Origin of the sequence: Bacillus cereus group sp. BfR-BA-01350, assembly GCF_022663775.1 — a bacterium.
In the GTDB taxonomy this organism is placed as follows: Bacteria; Bacillota; Bacilli; order Bacillales; family Bacillaceae_G; genus Bacillus_A; species Bacillus_A paranthracis.
Genome location: NZ_JAKUGD010000001.1, coordinates 223,423 through 249,476, shown reverse-complemented (window position 1 = coordinate 249,476; position 26,054 = coordinate 223,423). Strand labels below are relative to the sequence as shown.

Here is a 26,054-nt window from a genome sequence, read left to right as displayed (position 1 = left end):
TTAAACATATTGTTTCCATATTTTGAAACAATAGTATGAAGTATTATATATTAATAAATTGTTTCTAATTCATTTCCCAATATAACCAGCCCTTGCTTTACTATTCCGATATATTTAAACTATATTTTCTACTTAATCATTACATCACAGAAGGAATGTAACTCTCTTCTATCGAATTTTTATATAACAAAAATGATTAGGTGGTGCTTTACTATGAAATTAGCTGTCATTGGTGGCGGTGATTTACAAGATTCCAATCACTCGCCTATTAATGAGCGACTTATAGAATTAACAAATAAACAATATCCGAAAGTATTATTCATTCCTACAGCTAGTCATGATGATGAAAGCTATATAAAATTATTTTTAAACACATTTGAAAAACAATTACACTGTGACGTACAAATTTTACGTATTATAGCTGATACACCTTCTAAATATGAAATAGACGAAATGATTCAGTCTGCTGATTTAATTTATCTCGGTGGCGGGAACTATATTCAAATGGTTACAGAATGGAAAGAACATAAACTCGATGAAAAATTACTATTGGCTCTGCAGCAAGGAACACTCATTGCAGGATACAGCGCTGGTGCTATGTGCTGGTTCACATCTAGCATCCGCTCAGATTATGAAGGTTCCGGTTATATAGAGAGCAACGGCTGGGGAATTGTGAACAAAAGGTTTTGTCCACATTATAATCAATTAAATAGAATGAACGCCTTCCATTCCTTTTTACAAAATCATCAAGGGAATATAGAAGGCATTGCACTAGAGGATAATTGTGCCTTATATATTACAGAAGAATCTTTTGAAATTATCGGTGAACCAGAAAAAGCGTGGGAGTTTTATATGAGTGATAACAAACTCATTAGACAACATTTTGATATTACTTTAAAAAGCTATTTGTAACCTACACTTACAAAAAATGTCCCTAAGTATAATAACTTAGGGACATTTTCAATATTTAACTCACTAATCGTGTAATTCGTTTCTTCTGCCATGAAAGCTTATAATATGCATATTGTAGTATTAAACTGACAATAAACGCTGCTGGGTACCCAATCCATATCCCTTCTATGCCAAGACTTGTATGGTAAGAAAGGTAATACGCTACAGGTACTTCTACAAGCCATATTGATACGACGCCGATAACAGTTGGCCATAATACTGTACCACTCGCTCGCATTGTCGCACTAATAATTTGCGCATGCCCGAAAATTAAATAACTCCATAATGTAATCATAACTAGGCTATGAGCAATTTCAATTGTAGTTTGACTCGTTAAAAATAGTGATAGAATGTCTCTTGAGAACAAGTAAATGAGAGATATTAGCACACCACCGATGACGTAGTTCATAATAATTCCGGCCTTCACAACTTTCTGCAATCGATTAAATTGATTCGCACCAATTGATTGGGCAGCAAAAATGGAGACTGTAATACCAAGACTAACTGCTGGCATTTGCACATAACTTGCAACTTGGTTCACAACGCCATAAGCTGCTGTTGCATCCGAACCGTAACGATTTACAAACGCGATTACCGCAATTTCTGATAATGAAACTAATATCATATTAATACTCGCTGGAATACCAAGTCGTAGTAAAAGCTTTAATAACCCCCAATCCATTCGAAGATATTTCCTTACCGTACTATCTAATTGTAGTGGGTGATTTTTTTTCTTTAAATACACTAACATGACAATAAACGTAATAACTGTAGATATAACAGAAGCATAGGCTGCTCCATACACATCTAATTTTGGAGCACCTAACCATCCAAAAATAAGGATTGGTAATAAGATCATATTTAGCGCTGTACTTACAATTAAAAAGTAAAATGGCGTTTTAGAATCTCCTGTACCTCTCATAAACGTTGTGTATGCGAAATATAAAAATAAGATTGGCATCGATATAAATAAAATACGTGCATAATGTACACTTATTTCAATAATATTTTCTGGCGTCCCCATAAGGCGCATAATATCCATTGCAAAAATACTACCTACTATCGCTAACACAACTCCAATAATAAAGGTAAATGTTAGCGTCGTACCAACAATCGCTTTTAAACGATCTTCGTTTTTTGCCCCAAACGCCTGACCTATTAAAATAGAACTACCTGAACCAATACCAATTACAAATGAAACGAGTAAGAAAAATAGAGGAAAGAATGCCGATATGGCCGCTAAATCATTCACTCCAAGCCATCTTCCTACTACTACCATACCGAATAATTGTCCAACTGATTGTAGTACATTACTTAATAGTAACGGTACTAAAAACATGGACATCGATTTCCAAATCGGTTTACTCTCACTTTCTAACTTATGTGACTCCGCACCTTCTTTATTGTTATTTGTAGGTGGTTTCAAATTTCATTTCTCCTTTTATTAAAAATCTGTTTTTCAACTTCTATCTCTTTGTATAGTTGTTATAACGATGTGCTTCTATTCATTTTCTTGTCCCTATATTATAACTTCACCCAATATTGGCTTCCATCAGCTGTTCTATCTAAAAACCCGTATTCGATTAAATATCTTCTCAAAGTTACAAAATCCGGATATACGCTTTCTATAATAGCATTTACTTCTTTTTCAGTGTACTTTTTATGACTATCAAACTTCGTCACTAAATGACGTAATATAATTAATTTACGCTTTTGCTTTTTTGGAAATTTAGAAAGCGGTCCATCTAATCCCTCTGTAAAATGCGTTTTTAACACTTCATCATTTTCTTCTTCTGTAATATTGTAACGATCATCTACCATCGTTGCTGTTCTATGAATGGGTACAAATTTCGTTTGTACTTTTGATTTTTCTTCTGACAGTTCCATTAACGCTAAAAACACTTTCGCTTGCTTCATTTTCTCTCGAAGTGTAAACCGATGATTGCGGATGGTTGAAGTACTTCCGCCATCCACCTCTTTCACAATCTCTTTATCATTCAGCCCCATATGGAAAAACTGAACCATCTTCTTTTGCAAATCCGTTAAACCCGTATACTTCTTATCAAGGTTTAATAAATAGTCAAACATAGATGTATGTTCGTTTTGCACATGCAATTGTACAAACTTCTCTGCTTCATACAAAACTTGATTATCTTGATAAATAACACCCTTAATAAACGTTTCTCCACAAGCTAAACAAATATACTCTTCCGTTTCCTCATCAAACACATACCCTTTTTTCAATCCCTCTACCGACGCATCCCAAAACTTCTCTGAAATATCGCTCATACTAAACACTCCTTTAAAATGTCCGTTTTAAAATAAACAAATTTCAATAACGTTTATTATCACTTCATCATCTTAACATAAACAAAATAAACATTTCAATGTTTCGTTTACCTATTTTTCAAACCTTTATAAAAAATGTCTATAAAATATTCTTTAAAAAGGACATGAAGCAATAAAAAGCGAATGTATTTAATAAATAAATTACGATAGGATGTGAAACAAAACATGACTATTCTGCACGACCCTTGGTTTACTGTTAAACAAATTGCCCAAAATACATATGCAATTAGTGAATATGGACATTGGGAGAAAGTACATTCAATTTTAACTACAAAAAAGGTGTTTCCGTATACGAAAACACCTTTATCTTTTAAAGATTCTATTTACAGTCTCAACTAAAACCTTACTTGCTTGTACAAATGTATGCTTTCGGTTTCTATCTTCAACAAATGTATTAGCACAACTCCCCATAATCATCATACAACTAATTATGACTAACACTATCTTTCTATTCTTGTAAGTCACTTCATGCCACTCCACTATTACAAAACTTCTTTTGAATGTATTCCATCAAGAAATTTTACATGAATAATAAAACGTGTGAATATGCAATTATGCATATTCACACGTTTTATTACGATGTTATGATTTAATTTAGTTAAAGTACACGTATACCGAGGTGACTAACTTGAAATTTAAAGCGAAAAAAAATCCATTTCACGTCATTTCTATTACATTATTTATCATGATTTTTTTCATTTCACTATTTTTCCAAAATGAAAATTCTATTTTTTTCACCCTCATGATGCTGCTAAATATCGTGAATCTTTCTTCATTCTATTTCTCTCACTACAACGTAACGGAATCATCTCTTTTCGTAAAACATGGTTTCATACTACGTACTGAAATTCCCTTTGAAGATATTCGCCACATTAAATACTCTGGTAAAAAACTTCATTCAAAGAAATGGACTAGACAGCAATTAGAAATCCATTATAATTTATTCGACTCTGTGACAACTTTCGTACCACAAGAAGAAGAAAAATTCATTGCACTTTTAAAAGAAAACTGCCCACATATGAAAATATTGAATATGTCTGCTAACAAATAATATATTTTGGCATTTACAGTAATAAAAAAACCAAGATTCTAAACAAAGAATCTTGGCGTTTTTATTACTCTTTCGGAGCAATCATTTTTTTCGGATCGACAATTTCATCAAATTGCTCTTCTGTTAGTAGTCCAGATTGCAATGCTGCTTCTTTTAAAGTTAACCCTTCTTTATGAGCATGCTTCGCAATTTTCGCTGCATTTTCATATCCGATATGCGGATTTAATGCTGTAACAAGCATTAATGAACGATTCACATTCTCTTTAATGACTTCTTCATCTGCTTCAATACCAACTGCACAATTATCATTAAATGAAACAATTGCATCTGCTAATAAGTGAGCAGATTGTAAGAAGTTATATGCAATAACAGGTTTAAATACATTTAACTCAAAATTGCCTTGGCTCGCTGCAAATCCGATTGTTGCGTCATTTCCCATCACTTGTGCTACAACCATCGTTAACGCTTCACTTTGCGTTGGATTTACTTTACCTGGCATAATAGAGCTTCCTGGCTCATTTGCTGGAATAATAATTTCTCCTAGCCCACTACGTGGACCACTTGCCAGCCAGCGCACATCGTTAGCGATTTTCATTAAATCCGCTGCTAATGCTTTTAATGCCCCATGCGTATATACAACTTCATCATGACTCGTTAATGCATGGAATTTATTTGGTGCAGAAATAAATTGCTTACCTGTAAATTGGCTAATTTCCTCAGATACCATCTCACCAAATTTAGGATGGGCGTTTATACCTGTTCCAACTGCAGTACCACCAATCGCAAGCTCTTTCATATATGTATTGCTCTCTGCAATCATACGCTCTGTTTTTTCAAGCATACGGTGCCATCCACTAATTTCTTGTCCTAATGTTAACGGTGTCGCATCTTGTAAATGTGTACGACCAATTTTTATAATATGTTCAAATGCTTTTACTTTTTCTGCTAACGTTTCTTTTAATTTCGTAATTGCTGGTAACACGTGATTTTCTACTGCGAGTACACATGCTACATGAAGCGCCGTTGGAAATGTATCATTTGAACTTTGAGACATGTTCACATCATCATTCGGATGAATATGTACGTCAAATCCTTTCTCTTTCAAAATTTGATTCCCTCGGTTTGCAATTACTTCATTCACATTCATGTTTGACTGAGTACCACTACCTGTTTGCCATACGACAAGTGGAAAATGTTCATTCCATTTCCCTGCAATCACTTCGTCAGCTGCTGTCACAATTGCTTCTGCTTTTTCTTCTGATAGCTTTCCTAATTTTTGATTGCTAAGCGCTGCACTCTTCTTTAAAATTGCAAATGCTTTTACAATTTCAAGCGGCATTTGCTCTGTTCCAATCGGGAAGTTTTCTTTACTGCGTTGTGTTTGTGCTGCCCATAATTTATCAGCTGGAACTTTAATTTCTCCTAATGTATCTCTTTCAATTCTGTACTCCATGTTTTCATCCCCTTGAAAATATAATACCTACATCTCTTATAATAACAGACTTCCTCTTAAATGATAAGAATTCTCACTCTTATATACAGATATTTTATATTTATTTAAAAAAATTCCTCTTGACCTAAACTTAAGTTTAGGCTGTATCCTTTCCTTTGTAACCTACTATAACACTACTGGAGGAATTCAATATGAAAAAATATGCTTTTATAACAGGTGCGAATAAAGGAATTGGATATGAACTTGTTCGTCAATTAGCCGAAAAAGATACAACAAAAAATTGCTAAATATGAGGACGAGATAACTTCTTCGACCCCTATTAGAAAATAAAAAATCACCTTCTACAACACGTAGAAGGTGATTTTTTATTTATGACGCTTCTTTTCCTTTTTCAGCATCATCTACATACCAAATGAACTTGCCTGTATATCCGTAAATAACTGCTAAAATTAACGATACGAAGCTTAACCACATAAATGGAATGTATGATATCGTCGCAACACCTAAAATACCAGCCATAAAAATACCGTTATCCGACCATGGAACCATACCTGAAGTTAATGTTCCACCTACTTCTGAGTTACGCGCTAATACGCGGCGGTCGATTTTTAGTTTATCATAACTTTCTTGCATAATTTTCGGTGTTAAAATAAGTGATACGTACATCGCACATCCAAATATGTTCGCTAAAAATGCAACGATTAATGTAGATAATGTTACATTACCAGCAGAATTTAATTTCTTTTCGAATTTTGATACGATTACTTTTAAAACACCTAATTTTTCAAGTAATCCACCAAACCCTAAACCGAAAATAATTACGGCTACTGAACCGAGCATACCGTTAATTCCGCCACGGTTTAATAACTTATCGACAAACTCAACGCCTGATTGAATTGAGAATCCGTTATATGCTGTTCCAATTGCGTCTCCAAAGTGCATTCCTTGGAAAACAGTTGCCCAAATTGCGCCAAGTAAAGCTCCCATTGCAATTGTAGGCATAGAAGGCTTCTTCATTGCTAATAGGACAATAACAATAATCGCCGGAACTAACATCCATATTTTAATATCAAAGTGTTTTAATAATGATTCCTTTAAAAATTCTACTCGATTTAAATCTACGTTATCTCCGCCATACATCCAACCAGCTACAGTAAACATAATGCTAGTAATAATATACGCTGGAACGTCTAATACAAGCATAGCTCGTACGTGTGCAATAACATCTACTTTTGCCATAGATGCTGCAAGTACTGTACTATCAGAAAGTGGCGATAATTTATCCCCGAAATAAGCACCTGAAAGAACTGCACCAGCAACAAGTGGTAATGGTAACCCAAGACCTTCACCAATCGCCATCATAGCAATACCTGCTGTTCCTACCGTTCCCCAAGATGTTCCTGTTGCGATAGAAGTGATCGAACAAATAATTAATGTTGCTAATAGGAATATACTAGGGTGAATAAATTCTAATCCATAATAAATTAATGTTGGTACTATCCCACCAGCAATCCATGTTCCAATTAAAGCACCTACTGCAACTAAAATGAGTATTGCTTCTAATCCGTTAGAAATCCCTTTTGTAATTGCATCTTGCAATTCTTGATAACGAAATCCTAATCTTAATCCAAGCGCAATTACTAAAAACCATGAAATAAATAGCGCTAATTGAATTGGGAGATCAAAAATCGTTTGGAAGGAAAAGACAACAGCAAGAAATAATAATAAAAGAACTATGATTTCTAGCATCGATGGTAATCTTACACTTTTCATTTTTTTCTCTCCTTACAAGTCGATAACATGACGTGTGTCGTCTTACATGTATGTAATATACAATTAGCGAAGACAAAACAAAATTTTCATATTATTTCGATTTATTTTTCCAGTATAATATATTGGACACCTTTTCTATTGTAAAAGTAGATGCTACTTTTCGCAATGGAAAATATAAAAAATGTTACATTTTTTATATTTAACAATCAAAGAGTAACTTTTTTAATATTTGCCAACATAAAACTTTTTACTATTATCCTCACCGTTTAAAGGAATATCATTATTCCCCACACAAAAAAGCACGCATCATTCAAATGATGCATGCTCCACTTTTATTTATACATATTTTGTATTTCTTCTTTATTTTTAAGTATTTCCATAAACTTATCGCTACAACCTTTCGGAAATAATACGCCGAGTCCATATGAATGCTGGAACTGAAAATGAGGGTGCTTTGCTGTGACTTCATCCCAAAACTTATACACGCCGAAGTTTCGATCTTTCACCTCAATATCATGAAATAACACAATACCGTTATTCGCAAGTTTCGGTAACCATGTTTTATAATCATGAGAAACTGCTTCATACGTATGATAGCCATCAATATGCAACAAATTTATCGTTCCATCTTGAAATTGATCAACAGCCTCATCAAAAGTAGATTTAATTAAATTACCTATATTGGGATAGCTCATTTTCACCACTTTATCTACGATTTGGAAAACACCTTCTCCATATGGACCTGTATGCCCGTCTCCAGTCCAAGTATCTACAGCAAAACATTTTGTAGATAATCCCCCATCCTTTACCCCTTGACAAAAACTGAAAAAAGAAGCGCCTAGATGTGTACCTAGCTCAACTAATATTTCTGGTTTTTCAAATCTTACTAAATCGTATGCGAACTCCAAATGCCCAAGCCACGCAGTATTCGCACGAATAAATGGACTAAAATTATCAAATTCAAATGTTGGTTTATGAGTAACCCAGTTCATCGCGTATCTCCTTCTACACATATTTTTAACAAACCAAATTACTCTTATCTTTATTTTTTTATCCTGTTGATTATGATTTAATTTTATAATTTTATCTCTCTTTATTTAACCTGCTCGCTTGTATCGTAAATATAACTGGAACTATTCAAATCTCCACCATACAACACAGAAATTTCAGTTTATTTTTTATTCATTTCGTGATATATTGCATATTGTATACAATATATTTTCTGAAAGGAGGACTCTATACATGATGGATCCAAATCGTTTAAAAGGAATCATTATGGTTGTCATCGGTGCTTGTTTATGGGGCTTGTCCGGAACAGCTGCACAACAACTTTTTCAATATGACAATATTTCTACTGAATGGTTAGTTACAATCCGATTACTTATATCTGGCATTATCTTACTCATTATTGCATCATTCGGAACAAGCAAAAAAGAAATATTCGGCATTTGGAAACAAAAATCTGATGCTTATAAAATGATATTGTTTGGTTTATTCGGTATGCTTGCTGTACAGTATACGTATTTTGCTTCTATTAAAGAAGGAAATGCCGCCGTTGCAACATTATTACAATATTTAGCTCCTATATTTATCACTGTATACTTACTTTTCAAATGGAACGTTCGTCCATCAAAAATTGATTTTATTTCAATTACCCTTTCATTAGTAGGTACTTTCCTCTTACTAACAAACGGGTCTGTGCATAACTTAGCTGTTTCTACACCAGCTATTATTTGGGGGATTTTATCTGGATTATCTCTCGCTTTTTATAGTTTATATTCAAAGGGATTACTAGAAAGATGGTCTTCCTCTGTTATCGTTGGATGGGGCATGATTATTGGGGGTATTGGTGTAACGATTGTACACTTTATTTCTACGAAAGAATTTATTTTATTATCAACTATGAAATATGTAAAACTCAGTACCCTACCGCTCATCACATTTGTCGTCATTTTCGGAACACTTATTGCTTTTTATTTATACTTAGACAGCATACGATACTTGACTCCGAAAGAAACGACATTATTCGGTTGTACAGAACCACTCGCAGCTATTATTTCTTCTGTACTTATATTGCACGTGCCATTTCAATCTTTTCAGTTAGTAGGTGCTTTTTGTGTCATTGTAATGGTGCTTATCTTAAGCCAAAAACCGGATGAAGGGAAACAAAAATTAAAGCTTGTTACTGCGAAAAAGGAAAATATACAATGAAAGGATTGAATTCACTATGCCTGTCCCTCAAAATTATAAAAAACAAGGAAGAGTTTCAGCAAAATCACTTGTTTTAAATCAACTACAAGATTGGATTATTGAAGGTGTACTGAAGCCCGATGAAAAAATTAATGATGGGGAATTGGCTGAAGCACTAGGAGTAAGTAGAACACCTGTAAGAGAAGCCCTTCAAATATTAGAGCTTTCTGGATTAGTGGAAATGGTACCTGGGCAAAAAACAAAAATTGCTCCTATTAAGTTAGACGACATACCTACTATTTATGAAACGATGGCTGGTCTTCACTCTATTATAGGTAAGCAAGCACTTCAACACACTACAGAAGCTGATTTGAAACTACTTTCTGAAATAAATAATGATTTTCAGTACTCTATAGAGAAAAAAAACGCAAAACAAGCTTTAGAATTAGATATACAATTTCACAATGCAATTTCTTCTATTGCTAAAAATCAATATATTGAACCCTTTCTAGAAAATATGCAACTTCACGTTTTACGCCTTGAATATTTATTTTTCCAAAACTTTGTTCCAGCAAGTCAATCTATTGATGAACATCACGCTATCATTCAAGCACTGCAGAAGCAGGATGAAAAACAAATGGAACAAATGATGACTCAAAACTGGCTCCGTCCAATGAAAGAAATACAAAAAATAATTTCTACGAAATAGAAAGAGAGCTGGCTACATAAAATCGTAACCAGCTCCCTTTTTACTAATCTATATAGTTATGCCTGAATATCTGCATAATCTTCCATATCTTCGTATTCTTTTTCCAATTCCTCTAAAGACAGCTCGTATAACTGTCGGTCGCGAATTTTAAACACACCTGCTCCAATTAACTCATCAATTAAATGCCTCTTACGATTTTCAACAGCAAAACGGAGTTGACTACTCATCTTTTAAAAAAACTCCTTTCTACGATTATTGAAAATGATAATCTTTATCAATTACCACTTTTGATTATAAAAGATGACTCTTTATAAGTAAAGTAATTTCATGAAATATTTACCTTACAAAGTATTTGTGGCCACATTATATATATGTATGCCGCGCGAAAAATGTTATGACACTTTTTCTTATCCTTTTTCTTTCATACTTTGCAAGTTGTCTCACTATGATGAAATTCACCATCTATTTCTACTTGAATGGTGACATGTTCTACATGAAACTTCTCTTTTAATACTTCCGTAGCCTCTTTTAATACACTTTGTGTTTCATTTCCTTTAATAATCAAGTGGCAAGTTAATACTTGAAAATCCGATGTGACAGACCATATGTGCAAATCATGAACTTCTTTTACAACCGTAATATTTAACAATGTACTTTTTACCTCTTCAATATTTATGTGCTTTGGTGCACCTTCCATTAATATATGGACCGTATCACGTGTTACACGCCATCCACTAATAATGACTAAAATAGACACAAGAATACTAGCAATCGCATCTGCAGCAGTCCATCCGAAAAATTTAATAAGTAACGCAGCAATAATCGCTCCAACTGATCCTAATAGATCACCTAATACGTGTAAGAAAGCACTTCTTAAATTCAAATTCCCCTTTACATCTCCGCCTCTCATTAATATCCAAGCTGATAAAATATTAATAAGTAGACCAAGTACAGCAATAATAAGCATCCCATTACTAGCAATCTCAACTGGCTCTTTAAAACGGCGAATTGCTTCAATAAAAATGTATATTGAAATGACAATAAGGACGACACCGTTACATAATGCCGCTAACATTTCGACTCGCTTATATCCATATGTTTTCGCAGTTGTTGCTGTTTTTTCTCCGAGTTTAAACGCAAGTAAACTTAAAGCTAAAGATACTGCATCACTTAGCATATGCCCCGCGTCAGATAGTAGTGCTAAGCTATTTGTTACAAATCCCCCAATAACTTCAGCAATCATAAAACTGGTTGTTAGTAAGAATGCAAGTAGTAACGCTTTTTTATTTTTAGAATGCCCATGATCATGCGAATGTCCCATACAAAATGCTCCTTTAAGTGCAATATCTGTATGTTAGTATGAAACAAATTCCCTATCTTTATCCCGCTTCCTCTGTATACACACTTCGATACTTTTCAAACAAGTCCTTTTTCTCAACAAAAAATAAGACTACTTCTTTCTCAGCTTCATATTGTTTACTAATGAAAGAAATTTGAAGGAGGTTATTGAATTGAAACGACTATTTCTCTGTATGGAACGTGAACTTGTTGTAGTAAAAGAACGATATGGTAACTATGAAGCAGCGTATCACTTACAAAATATGCAACCTACCTGTATCGCTGTTGATCCATTTCAAAAGAATCGTGTCTATTGCGGCACATTTGGACGAGGTCTCTGGTTAAGTGACGATAGTGGAGATTCATGGAGGCCAATTGGAGATTCGTATCGTTACTTTGATTTTCCAAAAGAAGATGGTATTTTACATTCTTCGATCACTTCCATTACGATAAGCCCGAATGAACAAGTTAACGGCTATGGCGTCGTTTATGTCGGCACAGAACCGAGCGCTTTATTCCGTTCAGAAAATGGTGGTGAAACGTGGACAGAACTGAAAAATATGAAATCATTATTATCTTCTTATACGTGGGCTTTTCCGCCTAGACCTTTTACCCATCACGTACGCTGGATTACAGTTGATCCAAACAATCCAAATACAATCCACGTTTCAATCGAAGCTGGTGCTGTTATTCAAAGTAACGATAAAGGGCATACATGGATTGATAAAAAATTCGGTGCTCCTATCGATGCTCATCAATTACTTATGCACCCTGAAGCCCCAAATCGCCTTTATGCATCATGTGGTGACGGCTTTATGGGCGGACCTGATCGCGCATATCTTGAAAGTTATAACAGTGGAAACAGCTGGATTTCATGTAGTGATGGACTTGAACATCATTATTTATATAGCATGGCTATCGATCCAGCTGATTGTAATACAATTCTCGTTTCTGCCGCACCGAGTGCAGATCTCGCTCATCACCGTATTCCTTATGAATCTTATATTTATCGTAAAACGAAAGACACTCCGTTCCAGCAAGTACAGCAAGGACTACCATCTGCAATTGGTACAGTCATTTCGATGTTTGCGACAAACGAAGCAGAACCACATACATTTTACACTTTAAATAACAACGGCGTGTTTCAATCCAATGATAGTGGTGAATCGTGGGAACAACTAAACATTCCGTGGAAAGATGAATATAAAACGCAGCATCCGCATGCATTGCTCGTTACTAGTTCTTAACGAAAAGAGACTGCCTAATCGTTTTAGGCAGTCTTTCTTTTATTTCTTTAAATCAATTACGATATCATCTAGAACAATATCTTTGCTCTTCGCTTCTTTTTTTGGTACTTCTATTTTTTTCTCTTTCCCATTCACATACTCTACTCCACCATGATTTTCAGGTGTATGTACTCGCAAGTGCACGCGAGGTGTAACGATAAGCTTTGTTGCATTTTCATTTAACTTTTGGAATGTGGAACTCCAACTACTTTTGTGCGGTTCTGCTACTGTACTAGTTCCGCCATTTCCTTCACCAGCATATTTATTTCCTAAATCATCTTTTATTTCTAATTCCACATCAGCGCTATCCCATATACTTCTTAATACTTTAGATTCTTCCTGATTGAAAAAAACGATAAATGACATCGGAGTTACTTCCATTTTGTCTATATTTACTTTTATTAATTCATTTTCAGAAACCCCATTAACCTTTACTTCTTTACTATTCATTGCTTTTAAACTAAGTGCGAAGTTCCAGTTTCCCTTTATTACATTACCTTCATAATCCAACTCAATTGCCTCTATATCCCACCAAACATTTGCAACATCTAATCTTTCACTACCATGACCACTCATCGTAGTCATTCCTACATATTTCCCCTCTTCAACTTTTGTAACGTTCGAACTACCTCCTCCGCCATCAAAGCCCATAACTTGCGGACTTCCAAATGGGAACGGTTTCTCTCCTAAATCTTTTTCGCTCTCAATAGAATATGTGATTGTAATAGTTCTACCATCGAACACAGCATCATTAATTGTAACTTTAACCCCATTACTCTCCCTCGTCATATTCAATTCAGTCGAAAACTCTTTATAATTTTCATATAACCCTGTTCTACCATTATCTAAAAATCGGAATATGTCACCTACTATTGGTAATCCTCCAGCGTATGTCGGAAATCCGATGCCAAGCATGGCAACCGATACGCCGACTAAAATAGATGCAGCAGCAACGCCTTTTTTCCAACTTTTCATCTTTTTCTTCGTACGTATCGATTGTTTTACATTACGCTTTACTTTTTCTTTTTCAATTTCAGAAGCCTCAATTTCCTCAAGTTCTTTTTCATCTATATCAATATCATTTAATAGTTCATAAATGTCTTTCATATTACACTACCTCCAAAACTAATATTCGTAGCATTTTGTTGTAGTTTCTTTTTTCCCCGGTACACACGATTATCGATCGCTGCCCGGGTTAACCCTAACTTGTCACTTATTTCTTCTGTCTTCATACCGAGTAAATATTTCATAATGAACACTTTTTGATCTAACGGTTCTAATTGATTAATAAGCTTCAATAACTCTTCCCTATCTTCCATAACGATTAATTCGTCTTCTGCCGACTTTTCTGTACTAATATGAAACTCATCCGAAATAATTTCAACTTTTTTAGTCGCTTTCCGGTAATAATCAATCGCTTTAAACTTCGCAATTGCCGCAATCCACTTTTTAAAATCATTTGGTTCTCCATGAAATTTATTTGCGTTATTCCATATGGAAAGAAATATATCGTTTACACATTCCTCTATTAACCCATCATTTTGAACAGGAAGAAGAACTTTGTGCGTGATTCCTTTTATGAGTGGTAAGTATGTATCAACAACAAATTCTAGCGCATCTTCTTTTTGCCGCTTTAATCTTTTTATATAATTTTTCTCATTTGATTTCATGTAGCGATTCCCCTTATTTTTTTGTAAAAGCTTTTACACCCTATATAACGTCTAAAAAAATATTTTCTCTCATCTTTTTATTATTTTTTATATGTAATGGAATACTTTCCCTTAGCCATTGTCTCACATAACTATGCGTTCAAAGAAAATTTTCTCAAGTCTGCAATTTAATTCATGTAGTATACTATTTATATAGTCATTCTTTAACTTAGTGTACATTTTATTTCGTTAATCTACTATTTAAAATTAGGAGATGAGATGTGTATGTGTGGAATTACAGGTTGGGTAGATTGGAAAGAAGACCTTTCAAATCAACATGTTATTTTAAAAAAGATGGCAAATCGTATTGAGCATCGCGGTCCTGATGCTGAAGGATTTTGGTTTTCACCTCGCGCGGCTTTTGCACACCGCCGTTTAATTGTAATTGATCCAGAAGGCGGGACACAGCCGAAGACATTTCGTGCTGGTGATTATACGTATGCTCTTACTTATAATGGAGAAATTTATAATTTCCGTGAGCTGAGGGAACACCTTCAAAAATGTGGTCATACATTTGAAACGCATTCAGATACAGAAGTTTTACTACATGCTTATTTAGAATGGAAAGAAGACTGCGTGCAACATTTAAATGGTATTTTCGCTTTCGCCTTATGGGATGATCAGAAGCAACAACTGTTTTTAGCACGTGATCATTTAGGTGTAAAACCACTCTTTTATACAGAAAGAAATGACAGTATTATTTTCGGATCTGAGATTAAAGCATTATTAGCGCATCCATCTGTCCCCGCTGAAGTTGATGCGGATGGCATAAATGAAATATTTGGATTAGGCTTATTTCGAACTCCAGGATGTGGCGTCTTTAAACATATTCAAGAAGTGCGTGCTGGACATTGTATAACGTTTACACGTCATAAAAAAGTAGTTACGAAGTATTGGAATTTAGAAAGTAAGACCCATACAGATTCTATAGAAGATACATCATCGCATATTTTATCTATTTTACAAGATACAGTAAGAAGACAATTAATTGCCGACGTCCCTCTCGTTTGCATGTTATCAGGGGGATTAGATTCTAGCGGGATTACTGCACTAGCAGGGAAAGAATTTGCTGATGAAAATAAAACACTTCATACGTATTCCGTTGACTTTGTAAATAGCGCAAAAGATTTCGAGCTGACATTTGCTCGCACTGGTTTAGACGCTCCTTGGGTAAAACGCGTTTCTGAACATGTAGGGACATCTCATCATGATATTATTGTGAATGCTGAAGAATTAGCAAATCACTTATTCGTTCCCCTTCGCGCAAAAGATTTACCGAGTGCTGGTGAAATGGAAACTTCACTATATTTACTATTTTGCGAAATGAAAAAAGATGCGACCGTAGCTTTATCCGGAGAATCTGCTGATGAAGTATTCGGTGGATACCCTTGGTTTCACCAAGAAGAATTACTATATGTCGATAAGTTTCCTTGGCTAACAAATTGGAAAAACACTTCTCCTCTTCTTTTAAATGAAGTAAATAACCAATGTAACTTAGAAGACTATATTGATTCACGATTCCAAGAAGCGATACTTGAAGTACCTACTCTTGAAGGCGAAAGTAAAAAATCCGCGAAACAACGTCAAATGTTTTATTTATTTTTAACGAGATTTCTCCCATTCTTACTTGACCGTAAAGACCGTATGAGTATGGCTGTAGGATTTGAAGTTCGTGTACCGTTTTGCGATTATCGATTAGTTGAATATTTATGGAACGTTCCTTTTAACATAAAAAGCATTGATAATATTGAAAAAGGCATTTTACGTAGAGCACTGAAACCTGCTTTACCTGACGATGTACGCAATAGAAGAAAAAGTGCGTATCCAACTTCACAAGACCCACATTATTTACAAACAATTCGTCATTTATCACTCGACATGTGCAGTAATAAAAACAATCCTATTTTCTCACTTATTAATCATTCCACATTACTTGCCATTGCCGATCAAAGTAATAAAGAAATTAACAATTTCGAAGCAAGAAGTGCTATGGAATACATGCTACAAGTAAATGAGTGGTTAAAAACGTATCACATCCATATCGCTTAACAAAAAGAAGTTCAAGGATAAAAACCTTGAACTTCTTTTTTATTAATTAGCACATTGTTTGTTATCAGTATCAATGGACCATCCAATAATTGTGGCACAATCTCTCCCTTTCCACTGCAGTACATTTGTTAATACTGGTTCAATCTGTAAGCAACTTCCATCGTGCAATATTTCTACTAAAGATTGGTCATCATCAAACCTTCGTTTATCACACTCTAAAATACCGTCTGTTGCCATTACAATGTGATTCGTTCCTTTTTCTAATCCTCTTACACCTGACGTAAAGCAAGGTGTATTTGCTGCAAAAATATTTTTCCTACCGATATATTCGTAATTCTTCCGTTTATTTAATCGTCCTTTTCCATTCTTCGTTTTCTCAGAATGGAATAAATATGCGAAACAATTACCAACTGATAACCAATATAAAAATTCACCTTTTCGCAAACAAATTAAGCATGCAAGTTCCTCATCATCTTGATCACATTTTTCAATAAACAGCTCATCTGTAAATAATGCTAATAAGTACATATGTGTATGATGAAAAGCTAAATGTATCGGGTAGGAAAATAACTCTTTTAGTTTCTCTTTTCTTTCTGAAATTGCTTCTATTATATAATCTATATTTTTTGTTTTGTGGTGTGTATCAAAAATCATAACAAATTCAAATTGTAATTCAGGATCCCACCAAGCAAGCACCGCATCTCCTCGTTCATATGCATCACTCTCTTGATTCCCCCCATATACGCCGACTGAAAGAGGACCACATTTTTCAACATGTATTTCATCTACATACATCTGTTCATGACTCATCCATTTGAATGTATTCACAGCTATCATCCTCTCTCTTGCTAAATGTATACCTTTACACATAGATTACCTTATATTTCAATAAAAATAAACTTTTTCAACATTTTTTATCCAAATAAAAGGATTTTATTTCTATATTAACGAATATATCTTATTATACGATATAAAAACAGGAGGATTTATCATTATGAAAGACATCAATCAGCATTGGGAGAGCATTTATTATCACTTACGATATGAATATGAAGACAACCTTTCTCACCAAGCCATTCGTATTTTACAAATCGTTTCTCGTGAGAAAGATATAACAATTGGAAAAGTCGCTACTGAGCTTTCTCTCTCTCATAACACAACATCTGAACACGTAAAGCGCCTTATTCAAAAAGGTTTTATCATGAAAGAAAGAAACAAACAAGATGAAAGAGTTGTGAACCTTACTTTAACGAAAGAAGGCATTGAAGTATTAGAAAAGCATACTTTACTAGATAAAGAAAAGATAAAAATATTAGAATCGCAGTTATCGAAAGAAGAACAACAATTAATCGAAAAAGCTTTTTCGTTATTAGCGAAGGAGGCAAAGTATGCATTTCCTCGTTAAAGTAATCGTTTCGGCACTTATTATCGGTGTTATTACTGAAGTCGCTAAACATTATAGTACGATTGGCGGGTTTATTGCTGCCCTTCCTCTCGTAAGTTTACTGAGCCTATTTTGGATTTCTTTCGAAGGCGGGAACAAACAAGAATTAAGTCAATTTGCTATAGGTGTATTATATGGATTTCCTGCATCTGCACTACTATTATTTATCGTCTATATGGGTTTAAAAAACTCGTTTTCACTTAGTACATCTGTCCTATTCGGTATAGGTGTTTGGTGTATTGTTTTCGCTTGTCAAAAATTATTTCAAGCTTAGTTAGGAGGGTTTACTATTTATAAATTTGTAGAGGTATTGGGGCAAACTATAGAAGTATATATAAAAGGATGTAGTACACAAACTGTAGTCATTCAAACCGGAATGACTTGCTCATTTTATGATTGGTTTCCTATTATAGAAAAGCTTTCACAACACTTTACAGTCGTTTCATACCATCGCCCAGGTTACGGAAAAAGCGAACTAGGGAATCATTCACGTACTACAAGACAAGCGACACAAGAACTACATATGTTACTACAAAAACTAGATATTCACGAGCCTATCATTCTAATTGGTCATTCCTACGGAGGCTTATGCGCACAACATTTTACGATGTTACATGAAGATAAGTTGCAAGCACTTATTTTAGTTGATTCTACTTCCATGAACTTACACCGATTAGATGAACTTCATTTACCAATTTCTGATCAAACAGATTCGGATGATATGTGGCTTCAAAAATATAATACATATTCCAAAATGGATGTACACATGCTTTCTAATGAACTAAAACCTATGCTAGCCGGTCAATCAAGACAACAAATTGAATTTTCTACCTCTCCTTCATTATATAAAGCGACAGCTTCTGAACTATCGGAGTGGAAAAACTGTGCTCTTTCACTAAAAGAGCTATATAAAACATTAGAAATACCATTAATCGTTATCGGTAGAGACCCTCAATATTCTATTACTCAGTTGACTGAGGGCGGCATACAAAAAGAGGAAGCGACACAACTTGAAGCAATGTGGCAAGAACTGATTCATGAACAATTACAACTCTCAATAAACAGCCAATATATACTTGCCGAACATGCTGGTCACGAAATAGAAAATGATCGACCAGATATTATTATTGAGGCTGTTCACTCCCTAAAAATAAAAAAAGGAAGCAACTAAAGCTGCTTCCTTACTTATCTATTCATAATCTTCTTCATCATCGATTTCTTCGTAATACGCATTCCCATTACTTACATATATAGGACCATTCGCAACGTCAATACGTAATACCCATGCCCATGGCACAGCTAAACGCTTATGTATTGCTCGCCAAAAGCTCATTGATTTTCTTTCGTACTCCTGGAACTCCTGAAGTAACTCTTTGTAGGAGGAACCGTCTAACTGAATATTTGTTTCTAACAAACGAGAATGGGCATAGTACTGCAGCTCTAGTTCAGCAGCAATTTCCATTTCTTCTTCCGTTGCCATACCTATAATTGTTCCATCTGCTGGTGCAATTTCATATACGTTGTGAACTTCAATAAGCCCTTCTTTCTCTTTCTCAAACATGTAAACAGCCTCCTTTAACATATATTTTTTATGTTACAAAGTCATACTTCTACAATAACATCTCTCTTTCCTCTTTTTTTGATAAACTTTTACAAATTATTTATCTGATGACCCGTATTCTCTATCCTTTCGGCAGAAACTAAATCCTCATTATGAAAATTCAACTTAAATATATCGGGCATACGAATTGTTTTCCAAAATCGAAAATCATATTTTGAATCAAAATAATTCATAAGTAATACCATAATATTCCCATGAGTTCCTATTACAATATTCTTATCTTCATATTTTTTTAATATATTTTGCATACATATTACAGCACGCCTTTGCGCTACATCATTTGATTCTCCGCCTTCGTATGCAAAACTCCAATCTTCCCACACATTCTCGATAGCATCATTAAAATCTGCTACTGGCTCTGAACTTAATAACCTTTCTCGTAAATCTTCTTCTATTTCTATTGATACATGATATGTATTCGCAATTCCTTGTACAGTTTGAATTGCTCTTTTGTACGGGCTAGAAAGCACAACATCAATATGTTTATCTTTTAATAAGCGTGTTACATTCTCTGCATCTAAGTGCCCTTTTTCAGATAAAGGTCGCTCCCGTTCTTCTTTTGTATAGGTAGAATGGGCATGGCGAACGAAATATATTGTTGTCATTTATTCATCTCCTTTTTCCGTTTCTACCCAAATTCAATACATTACCATCAAATCCCTTTACTTTTACAATAAGTGCCGCCAAATTTAAATGTTGATTTCCATATTAATAAAAGAGAAACACCCCATATGGTGTTTCCCTCATTTAAAATAGCCTACATTCAATTAAATACTTTATCAATTTTATTTCTGTCGTATTCTAATATCCAATCATTATATGTATGATAAATACCCCTAATTGTATTAGGAGAGGTAGCTAATACATCACAACCTCTATCATCATAAACATGAAATATAGTATTCTTGTTAACATTTATGAAATACACCCTATGAAAAATACATGGTTTGATTCCCATATCTTGATTACAAATTGCTTTTAGCATAGGAATGTATTTCAAGTCTGAAACTTTACATTTCAAAGTATATCTATGCGTTTTATATACCCCGTCTTCATCGTCTTCTGGAAAAATATAAGGGATTGTATTTTTCTGTAACTTAAACAAATCAGACTTCTCTTTTACATACTTAGAAAAGATATTCAATTTGTGTTTGAAAGTTTCACCGTCTGCAAAATCATTTACATCCACTACAATATAAATATCGTCTGTTTTGGAATGTAAAGACTGAAATAAAGTAATGGCTCTATTATAAACGCCTTCTAAATATGGGCAGTTTTCATAAATATTAGTGCAATCATAGTTCACACCTAATTTAAAGCGAATACCAATATCCCCATTATAAAATAGAGGTGGTCTAAGTTCTAAATTTGGAAACGTTTCAAGCATATACTCCCTCAACCTCATCTCAACACCTACCTTTAATAGCATCTTGTTTACATAATAAAATTATTCTATTATAATTTATTTCTAAATTTCTCACTTGTTATAATGTCTCGAATAAAATAATCTATATTATTTCGCAGCTTTTGATATGCAACTTGATCTTCTATATCGTTAAACATAATGACAACTTCTACTTTATTCCCTTTCTTATCTGTAGTATACAAGCTTTTGGTCAATACGAATTCGGTAGAACCACCTTTTTGACCAGCATATTCAAACTTATTATTTTTAACTGTTCCTTTGAAAATGTTCTCGATTTCTTCTTGTATTGATTTTGGAAAATACTTTCTACTATTTATCTTTTCCATTATACTCATATAATCTTTAGCGTTTGCACCCACTAATCGATCTGACCAAATTCGCTGAAATTCCATATCTACCTTTAATGGGATATCCCGTTTTTTCCATTCTTCTTCATCTTTCATCCATTCCTGTATTTGTAACACATGTTTATTATATTCATCTTTTGACATGTTACGTAACGTTTTTAATGACTGATTTTCTGGCACATGAAGTTCTTTTTCTACGTATCCTCTCATATATAGTGCAGCCGTATAAGAAGTAAACTTATCATGACTAGTAAGCTCTAACTCTTTTATACTTTCATTTACTCTTTCTATTCCAAGCTTTTCTAACAAATATGTTGTATTTGCATTAGAACTATAATGAATCATCCCTTTAGCGACTTCTTCTAAAGCGATTTGTCCATTTTTCACTAACTTTCTAGCTGCAGCGTCTGCTAACCAGTCAGGATGTGCTCCACCATCAGTATTTTTAACGTAATATTTTTCTAGCTCCTGCAATGAAATTTGTTCATCTCGGCTTATCTTTCCTTCTGACACTTGCTTAGCAAATTCAACTGCTATTACGATTTTTGCCATACTCGCTAATGGCAATTTTTTATTTTCGTTTATAGAAGTTAATACTTCTCCATTTCTTTTAATAAGTAATGAACATGTTTCATCTTCTTTATGTTCTTTTATGTACTTTAATACGTAATCAGGATCTTCTTTTGACAAATAGTAATTCATAATAACGAAGAAAGCTATAACAGCTACTATAATGACTCCTACAATTATTCCTATAACCTTTAATATGTTCACAATATACCCCCTCTAATACATTCCCTTCTATCTCATAATTATAACGAATTAAATTACAAAATTATACAAATAGAGTAACTCTTCCTAAAAAGAAAGAGTTACTCTATTTCACATGGTGTTATTTGTCCATTTAACGTAACTACTATATTTGACTCGTCACTTTCTTTAACGCTACTTATACGATTTGAGTTAAGAGGACCAATTACAACTGACTCCTTAATTGGCGAAAGGTCCTTCTCTAATTTTTCTGCACTTACCCCGTATGCAGCTTGAAATACTTCTGGCGGTGTTAATCTAAGTATGTCTGATCCTTCTGCTGTTTCAAACTGATCGTTATTGAAGAACAAATGTAATTGTACTTCTTCTGTTACTGCTGTGATCCAATGCCACCATCCCATTGGAATAAAGACAGTTTGCCCCGCTTTCACATGATAATTTTGCAATTGATTCGTTTCGGGATTTAAGATGGATGTAACTGCTTCTCCTGATACTACAACATCCAATTCCCACGCATTCGGATGCCAATGTGGTTCCCGCATATGCCCTTTTGTCATAAATAAATCAACAAACGCACCACCTATCATTGCTGGTAACTGCGTTGACGTAACTTCATATGCAACGTTTTTCTCATTCCTCTTAAAAAAGATATTTTTTCGTGAATCAAAGAAAAGATTTGGAGTTCCTGAACTTTTCTTTAAATTTTTATTATCTGGAACATAACCTGAACTACTCATTTTATCCCTCTTTTCCACTCCGAACATTTCGGCTTTCACACTGTATCGTATGGAAAAAATGTATGAATGTGCCTATCATTCACATAACAAAAAAACATGCCTCATAATGAGAACATGTTTTGTGATATCCTTCACATTATTTAGCTAAAAATAAACTTTTTACTTACCATGATGTAACATTAAATCACTAAGTTCCTCTTCAATGTGATTTAATTTCGCAACGCCTTCTTTCCATTTATGAATATAACGTGAAACCCCAACGAAAAACAAAACAATAATTGTGGAAAGAATAATACCATACACGATTGCTACAGTACTCATAGTTACACTTCCTTATAATTAGTAATGTGGTTATTAGTTATATTTTTATTATAAACCTTTTTCTTTTAAAATACTTCGATTTCAACTTTTTGTAACAAAATTGATTTTTCTAATAATAGTACATAACATTATAATGCTAGAAGAAATCTCTTTCTGATTCCTTCTAGCCTTATAATTGAAAGAACTAAAACTCTCATTCATAGTCCTTTTACTTTACACCGACTGAAACTGTTTCTGGCAATGTGCTACCACCATCAATGACAATGTGTGTACCTGTTATGTAGCTTGATTCATCGGATGCTAAAAAACCTGCTAACTGACCTACTTCTTCAATTTTCCCTAAACGTCCTAAAGGAACACCAGAAGCAATTCCATCGATTACATTGCTCGGCTCATTTGGATCAGATTCATTTGCTATTTGCTCTGCCATTGGTGTCATAATGTAACCTGGACAAATTGCATTTACAGTAATATGATGTTTTGCAACTTCTCGTGCTAATGCTTTTGTAAATCCCCAAATTGCTGCTTTCGTCGTTGCATATGCAGTTTCACCTTCATCAGCAACCAATGTTCCTGTTACAGAAGACATATTCACAATCTTTCCGTAACTTTTCTCAATCATATATGGCAATACCGCTTTAGAAAAATTCCATACCCCATTAATATTTACTTGAAATTGAAAATCACGCATTTCATCTGACATATCTAAAAAATTTGCAAGTCGAATAACACCAGCGTTATTTACTAACACATCAATCTTTCCGTACTTCTCATATGCATCTTTCACTACTTCTTTTACAGCATTCATATCAGCTACATCGACGACATAACTCACAGCATCTAACCCTTTACTTACGATATTTTTGGCAGTTTCATGAACTGTCTCTGAAATATCAACAAGTAATACTTTCGCCCCTAGCTCTGCAAATACATGTGCAATTCCAGCTCCGTTCCCCATCGCAGCTCCTGTAACAAAAGCGACCTTACCATCTAATTTTCCCATTTTATAACCCCCTTATAAAATATATAACGTCTTTACATTTTTATCATACCAAATATTCCCTCTCATTCTTTACAAAGCTCCATTTGTTAAAAAACGTTCAAAAAAAGAAAATTTTTCACAAATTATACAAAACTTCACCTTATGTACTATTACCATATGAGTTATATTATTTAATAGGAAAAAGGGGATGATATAGTATGACGACTTGGTTTATTGTTATGTTGGTTGTATTTGGAGCATTTAAAATTATCGTTTCGAGCCTTCCTAACACTGTTATTGAATCCATTATTAGCAAGTACGAAACACATCCACAGCTCGAAGAAGAGACTGCGACTGTTACAATCAATGGAAATAACGTAGAAGGCGAACAAAAATCCAAAATTATTCATGATTTTAACGAAGGTTTATTTTTAGATCGCTATTATGCACCGCCACACAATGAGGGTACTCCTTTAATTATCAATGCAAAACGCGGCAAAAAGGATTTTACATTTTATATTTATAGTCATGAAGAGCATGTTGATGTTGTAAAGCAATATAAAAAGAAGGTAGTTGCTTATAGTTTACGTTCTAAAAACCTTCAAAATAGTGATATGTTCGTGTCAGCTGATTTAGCTTAGTGCTCATATATTAAAGAAGGAATCCATGACATATGGATTCCTTCTTTAATAATTACTGAAAAATAAGCTCTGTCTTCAAACTATCTTCCGGTAACAGCCATCCTTTTTGTTCTATACTCTTCATTAATACTTCTCTTTGTTCTTTCGCAATACTTTCCTCATTTGTTTTAAACGATACTTCTATTACGAAATCATCTTCGATTTTCCCTGTATTACTTAGTGGCCAAACTTCAATATTCGTTTTACTATTTTCAAACTCCCCTGTATACCTTTTCATTAATACAGGACCGTAAATACGGGAATCCCTTAACATCTCTTCTCCCCAATTCGTATACAACCATTTGTTCATTTTCCCTGGTAACTTTTCTAATAACATGTTTTGAGCAGCTTGTTCGTCTGGTAGATCAAGTACTCCATATCCTTTAGTACTGTAACTTTTCTTATTTGAAATACTTAACGTTTTCTTTTCAAATCCCCAATCTATTTCCGCATCATAGTTATCGGTTTTACTATCAAATCCATCATTTTTAGCTACTTCTAGTGCATCTTGAATTACACCGTTTGGAATAGGGTATCTTTTTTTATATGTTAGCTCAAAATCTTTACTAAATTCTTTCTTTCGAATTCTAGCAAACCAACCTTCATTACTTAAATTTTTATTTGCAGTATCTAAAAACTGTACTTGTATTCTTTCATAATTTGTACCAGCCTGGAAATGCTCTAGTACATCTTGCTTCATCTCTTTGTTAGGACCTAGTACTTGTTCTGGCTTTAATAATAACTTCACTTCAAAACTAGGTGTCATTGGACTAGCAGCAAACCCTTCCTTATCGGAATAAAGGAAACAACAAAAGAAAATACTTACGAATACAAATACTTTTTTCATATACCTATCCCCTTTACATG

29 protein-coding genes and 1 pseudogene are annotated in these 26,054 nt (G+C 34.0%); 12 read left to right on the top strand and 18 right to left on the bottom strand.

Annotation, left to right across the window (positions count from 1 at the left end):
- Positions 1–213: 213 nt before the first annotated feature.
- Positions 214–912: a peptidase E gene (locus MR147_RS01325; RefSeq protein ID WP_074610802.1), complete on the top strand. Its 699-nt coding sequence runs from the start codon at positions 214–216 to the stop codon at positions 910–912.
- Between the two features lie 55 nt (positions 913–967).
- Here the strand turns inward: MR147_RS01325 and MR147_RS01320 are convergent, their stop codons facing one another.
- Together MR147_RS01320 and MR147_RS01315 are read right to left on the bottom strand one after the other, a co-directional pair.
- Positions 968–2,377 carry an MATE family efflux transporter gene (locus MR147_RS01320; protein WP_074610801.1) on the bottom strand — a complete coding sequence of 470 codons (1,410 nt, stop codon included), beginning with the start codon at positions 2,375–2,377 and terminating at the stop codon, positions 968–970.
- A 98-nt stretch (positions 2,378–2,475) separates the two neighbouring features.
- Entirely contained in the window at positions 2,476–3,240 is a 765-nt protein-coding gene (locus MR147_RS01315) for a DUF2087 domain-containing protein (protein WP_074610799.1), read from the bottom strand.
- 225 nt (positions 3,241–3,465) lie between these two features.
- Here MR147_RS01315 and MR147_RS01310 point away from each other — a divergent pair, with 225 nt between their 5' ends.
- The gene (locus MR147_RS01310) at positions 3,466–3,639 is read left to right on the top strand and encodes a hypothetical protein (RefSeq protein ID WP_000153821.1); all 174 of its coding nucleotides are present in this window, start codon (positions 3,466–3,468) and stop codon (positions 3,637–3,639) included.
- 289 nt (positions 3,640–3,928) lie between these two features.
- Positions 3,929–4,351, top strand: coding sequence for a PH domain-containing protein (locus MR147_RS01305; protein WP_074611010.1), 423 nt, complete (start codon positions 3,929–3,931; stop codon positions 4,349–4,351).
- 64 nt (positions 4,352–4,415) lie between these two features.
- On the opposite strand, the gene fumC is transcribed toward MR147_RS01305, so the two are convergent.
- Complete coding sequence (gene fumC, locus MR147_RS01300; protein WP_074611008.1) at positions 4,416–5,804, bottom strand: class II fumarate hydratase; 1,389 nt, start codon at positions 5,802–5,804, stop codon at positions 4,416–4,418.
- A 191-nt stretch (positions 5,805–5,995) separates the two neighbouring features.
- Here fumC and MR147_RS01295 point away from each other — a divergent pair.
- A pseudogene (locus MR147_RS01295) lies at positions 5,996–6,073 on the top strand (SDR family NAD(P)-dependent oxidoreductase); the annotation flags it as partial.
- A 100-nt stretch (positions 6,074–6,173) separates the two neighbouring features.
- On the opposite strand, the gene nhaC reads toward MR147_RS01295, so the two are convergent.
- Positions 6,174–7,577: a Na+/H+ antiporter NhaC gene (gene nhaC / locus MR147_RS01290; RefSeq protein WP_000843974.1), complete on the bottom strand. Its 1,404-nt coding sequence runs from the start codon at positions 7,575–7,577 to the stop codon at positions 6,174–6,176.
- 332 nt (positions 7,578–7,909) lie between these two features.
- Complete coding sequence (locus MR147_RS01285) at positions 7,910–8,569, bottom strand: class I SAM-dependent methyltransferase (RefSeq protein ID WP_074609919.1); 660 nt, start codon at positions 8,567–8,569, stop codon at positions 7,910–7,912.
- A gap of 253 nt (positions 8,570–8,822) precedes the next feature.
- Here MR147_RS01285 and MR147_RS01280 point away from each other — a divergent pair, with 253 nt between their 5' ends.
- Positions 8,823–9,788 (top strand): DMT family transporter, encoded by a 966-nt coding sequence (locus tag MR147_RS01280; protein ID WP_139302884.1) that lies wholly within the window; start codon positions 8,823–8,825, stop codon positions 9,786–9,788.
- 16 nt (positions 9,789–9,804) lie between these two features.
- On the top strand, positions 9,805–10,476 hold the full coding sequence (locus tag MR147_RS01275; RefSeq protein ID WP_001145068.1) for a GntR family transcriptional regulator: 672 nt from the start codon (positions 9,805–9,807) through the stop codon (positions 10,474–10,476).
- Between the two features lie 56 nt (positions 10,477–10,532).
- On the opposite strand, the gene fbpA is transcribed toward MR147_RS01275, so the two are convergent.
- Entirely contained in the window at positions 10,533–10,703 is a 171-nt protein-coding gene (gene fbpA / locus MR147_RS01270) for a Fur-regulated basic protein FbpA (RefSeq protein WP_000098301.1), read from the bottom strand.
- A 194-nt stretch (positions 10,704–10,897) separates the two neighbouring features.
- Positions 10,898–11,797 (bottom strand): cation diffusion facilitator family transporter, encoded by a 900-nt coding sequence (locus tag MR147_RS01265; protein WP_074609917.1) that lies wholly within the window; start codon positions 11,795–11,797, stop codon positions 10,898–10,900.
- Between the two features lie 190 nt (positions 11,798–11,987).
- Between MR147_RS01265 and MR147_RS01260 the strand changes: the two genes are divergently transcribed.
- A complete protein-coding gene (locus tag MR147_RS01260; RefSeq protein WP_074609914.1) occupies positions 11,988–13,061 on the top strand; it encodes a WD40/YVTN/BNR-like repeat-containing protein in 1,074 nt (357 codons plus the stop codon).
- Positions 13,062–13,100: 39 nt separating this feature from the next.
- Here MR147_RS01260 and MR147_RS01255 read toward each other — a convergent pair whose 3' ends face one another.
- Both MR147_RS01255 and MR147_RS01250 read right to left on the bottom strand, forming a co-directional pair.
- On the bottom strand, positions 13,101–14,207 hold the full coding sequence (locus MR147_RS01255) for a DUF4179 domain-containing protein (RefSeq protein WP_074609911.1): 1,107 nt from the start codon (positions 14,205–14,207) through the stop codon (positions 13,101–13,103).
- Positions 14,204–14,770 (bottom strand): sigma-70 family RNA polymerase sigma factor, encoded by a 567-nt coding sequence (locus MR147_RS01250; protein WP_074609908.1) that lies wholly within the window; start codon positions 14,768–14,770, stop codon positions 14,204–14,206. The genes MR147_RS01255 and MR147_RS01250 overlap by 4 nt, the downstream gene beginning before the upstream one ends.
- 264 nt (positions 14,771–15,034) lie before the next feature.
- On the opposite strand from MR147_RS01250, the gene asnB reads away from it, so the two are divergent.
- Entirely contained in the window at positions 15,035–16,858 is a 1,824-nt protein-coding gene (asnB, locus tag MR147_RS01245; RefSeq protein ID WP_074609906.1) for an asparagine synthase (glutamine-hydrolyzing), read from the top strand.
- A gap of 42 nt (positions 16,859–16,900) precedes the next feature.
- Here asnB and MR147_RS01240 read toward each other — a convergent pair whose 3' ends face one another.
- The gene (locus tag MR147_RS01240) at positions 16,901–17,728 is read right to left on the bottom strand and encodes a PP2C family serine/threonine-protein phosphatase (protein ID WP_074609904.1); all 828 of its coding nucleotides are present in this window, start codon (positions 17,726–17,728) and stop codon (positions 16,901–16,903) included.
- A 124-nt stretch (positions 17,729–17,852) separates the two neighbouring features.
- On the opposite strand from MR147_RS01240, the gene MR147_RS01235 reads away from it, so the two are divergent.
- From MR147_RS01235 to MR147_RS01225, 3 genes are read left to right on the top strand one after another with little or no spacing between them, the layout of a single operon-like run.
- A complete protein-coding gene (locus MR147_RS01235; protein ID WP_074609902.1) occupies positions 17,853–18,263 on the top strand; it encodes a MarR family winged helix-turn-helix transcriptional regulator in 411 nt (136 codons plus the stop codon).
- Complete coding sequence (locus tag MR147_RS01230; protein WP_074609900.1) at positions 18,247–18,576, top strand: DUF3147 family protein; 330 nt, start codon at positions 18,247–18,249, stop codon at positions 18,574–18,576. Before MR147_RS01235 ends, MR147_RS01230 begins: the two co-directional genes overlap by 17 nt.
- Positions 18,577–18,612: 36 nt before the next feature.
- Positions 18,613–19,473, top strand: coding sequence for an alpha/beta hydrolase (locus tag MR147_RS01225; RefSeq protein ID WP_074609897.1), 861 nt, complete (start codon positions 18,613–18,615; stop codon positions 19,471–19,473).
- Between the two features lie 18 nt (positions 19,474–19,491).
- Here the strand turns inward: MR147_RS01225 and MR147_RS01220 are convergent, their stop codons facing one another.
- The 7 genes from MR147_RS01220 to ucpA all read right to left on the bottom strand — a co-directional run bounded on the left by MR147_RS01220 (position 19,492) and on the right by ucpA (position 24,528).
- Positions 19,492–19,863 carry a hypothetical protein gene (locus MR147_RS01220; protein ID WP_000461770.1) on the bottom strand — a complete coding sequence of 124 codons (372 nt, stop codon included), beginning with the start codon at positions 19,861–19,863 and terminating at the stop codon, positions 19,492–19,494.
- Between the two features lie 89 nt (positions 19,864–19,952).
- Positions 19,953–20,528, bottom strand: coding sequence for a histidine phosphatase family protein (locus MR147_RS01215; protein ID WP_074609895.1), 576 nt, complete (start codon positions 20,526–20,528; stop codon positions 19,953–19,955).
- A 158-nt stretch (positions 20,529–20,686) separates the two neighbouring features.
- The gene (locus MR147_RS01210; RefSeq protein WP_074609893.1) at positions 20,687–21,328 is read right to left on the bottom strand and encodes a DUF3885 domain-containing protein; all 642 of its coding nucleotides are present in this window, start codon (positions 21,326–21,328) and stop codon (positions 20,687–20,689) included.
- Positions 21,329–21,378: 50 nt separating this feature from the next.
- On the bottom strand, positions 21,379–22,470 hold the full coding sequence (locus MR147_RS01205) for a serine hydrolase (RefSeq protein WP_074609891.1): 1,092 nt from the start codon (positions 22,468–22,470) through the stop codon (positions 21,379–21,381).
- A 98-nt stretch (positions 22,471–22,568) separates the two neighbouring features.
- Positions 22,569–23,204 carry a cupin domain-containing protein gene (locus tag MR147_RS01200; RefSeq protein ID WP_242303562.1) on the bottom strand — a complete coding sequence of 212 codons (636 nt, stop codon included), beginning with the start codon at positions 23,202–23,204 and terminating at the stop codon, positions 22,569–22,571.
- A 159-nt stretch (positions 23,205–23,363) separates the two neighbouring features.
- The gene (locus tag MR147_RS01195; RefSeq protein WP_000108701.1) at positions 23,364–23,525 is read right to left on the bottom strand and encodes a hypothetical protein; all 162 of its coding nucleotides are present in this window, start codon (positions 23,523–23,525) and stop codon (positions 23,364–23,366) included.
- Positions 23,526–23,733: 208 nt separating this feature from the next.
- Complete coding sequence (ucpA, locus tag MR147_RS01190) at positions 23,734–24,528, bottom strand: SDR family oxidoreductase UcpA (RefSeq protein ID WP_074609887.1); 795 nt, start codon at positions 24,526–24,528, stop codon at positions 23,734–23,736.
- A gap of 197 nt (positions 24,529–24,725) precedes the next feature.
- Between ucpA and MR147_RS01185 the strand changes: the two genes are divergently transcribed.
- Positions 24,726–25,148, top strand: coding sequence for a YfmQ family protein (locus tag MR147_RS01185; RefSeq protein WP_074609885.1), 423 nt, complete (start codon positions 24,726–24,728; stop codon positions 25,146–25,148).
- A 52-nt stretch (positions 25,149–25,200) separates the two neighbouring features.
- Here the strand turns inward: MR147_RS01185 and MR147_RS01180 are convergent, their stop codons facing one another.
- On the bottom strand, positions 25,201–26,034 hold the full coding sequence (locus MR147_RS01180; protein WP_074609883.1) for a hypothetical protein: 834 nt from the start codon (positions 26,032–26,034) through the stop codon (positions 25,201–25,203).
- Between the last annotated feature and the right edge of the window lie 20 nt (positions 26,035–26,054).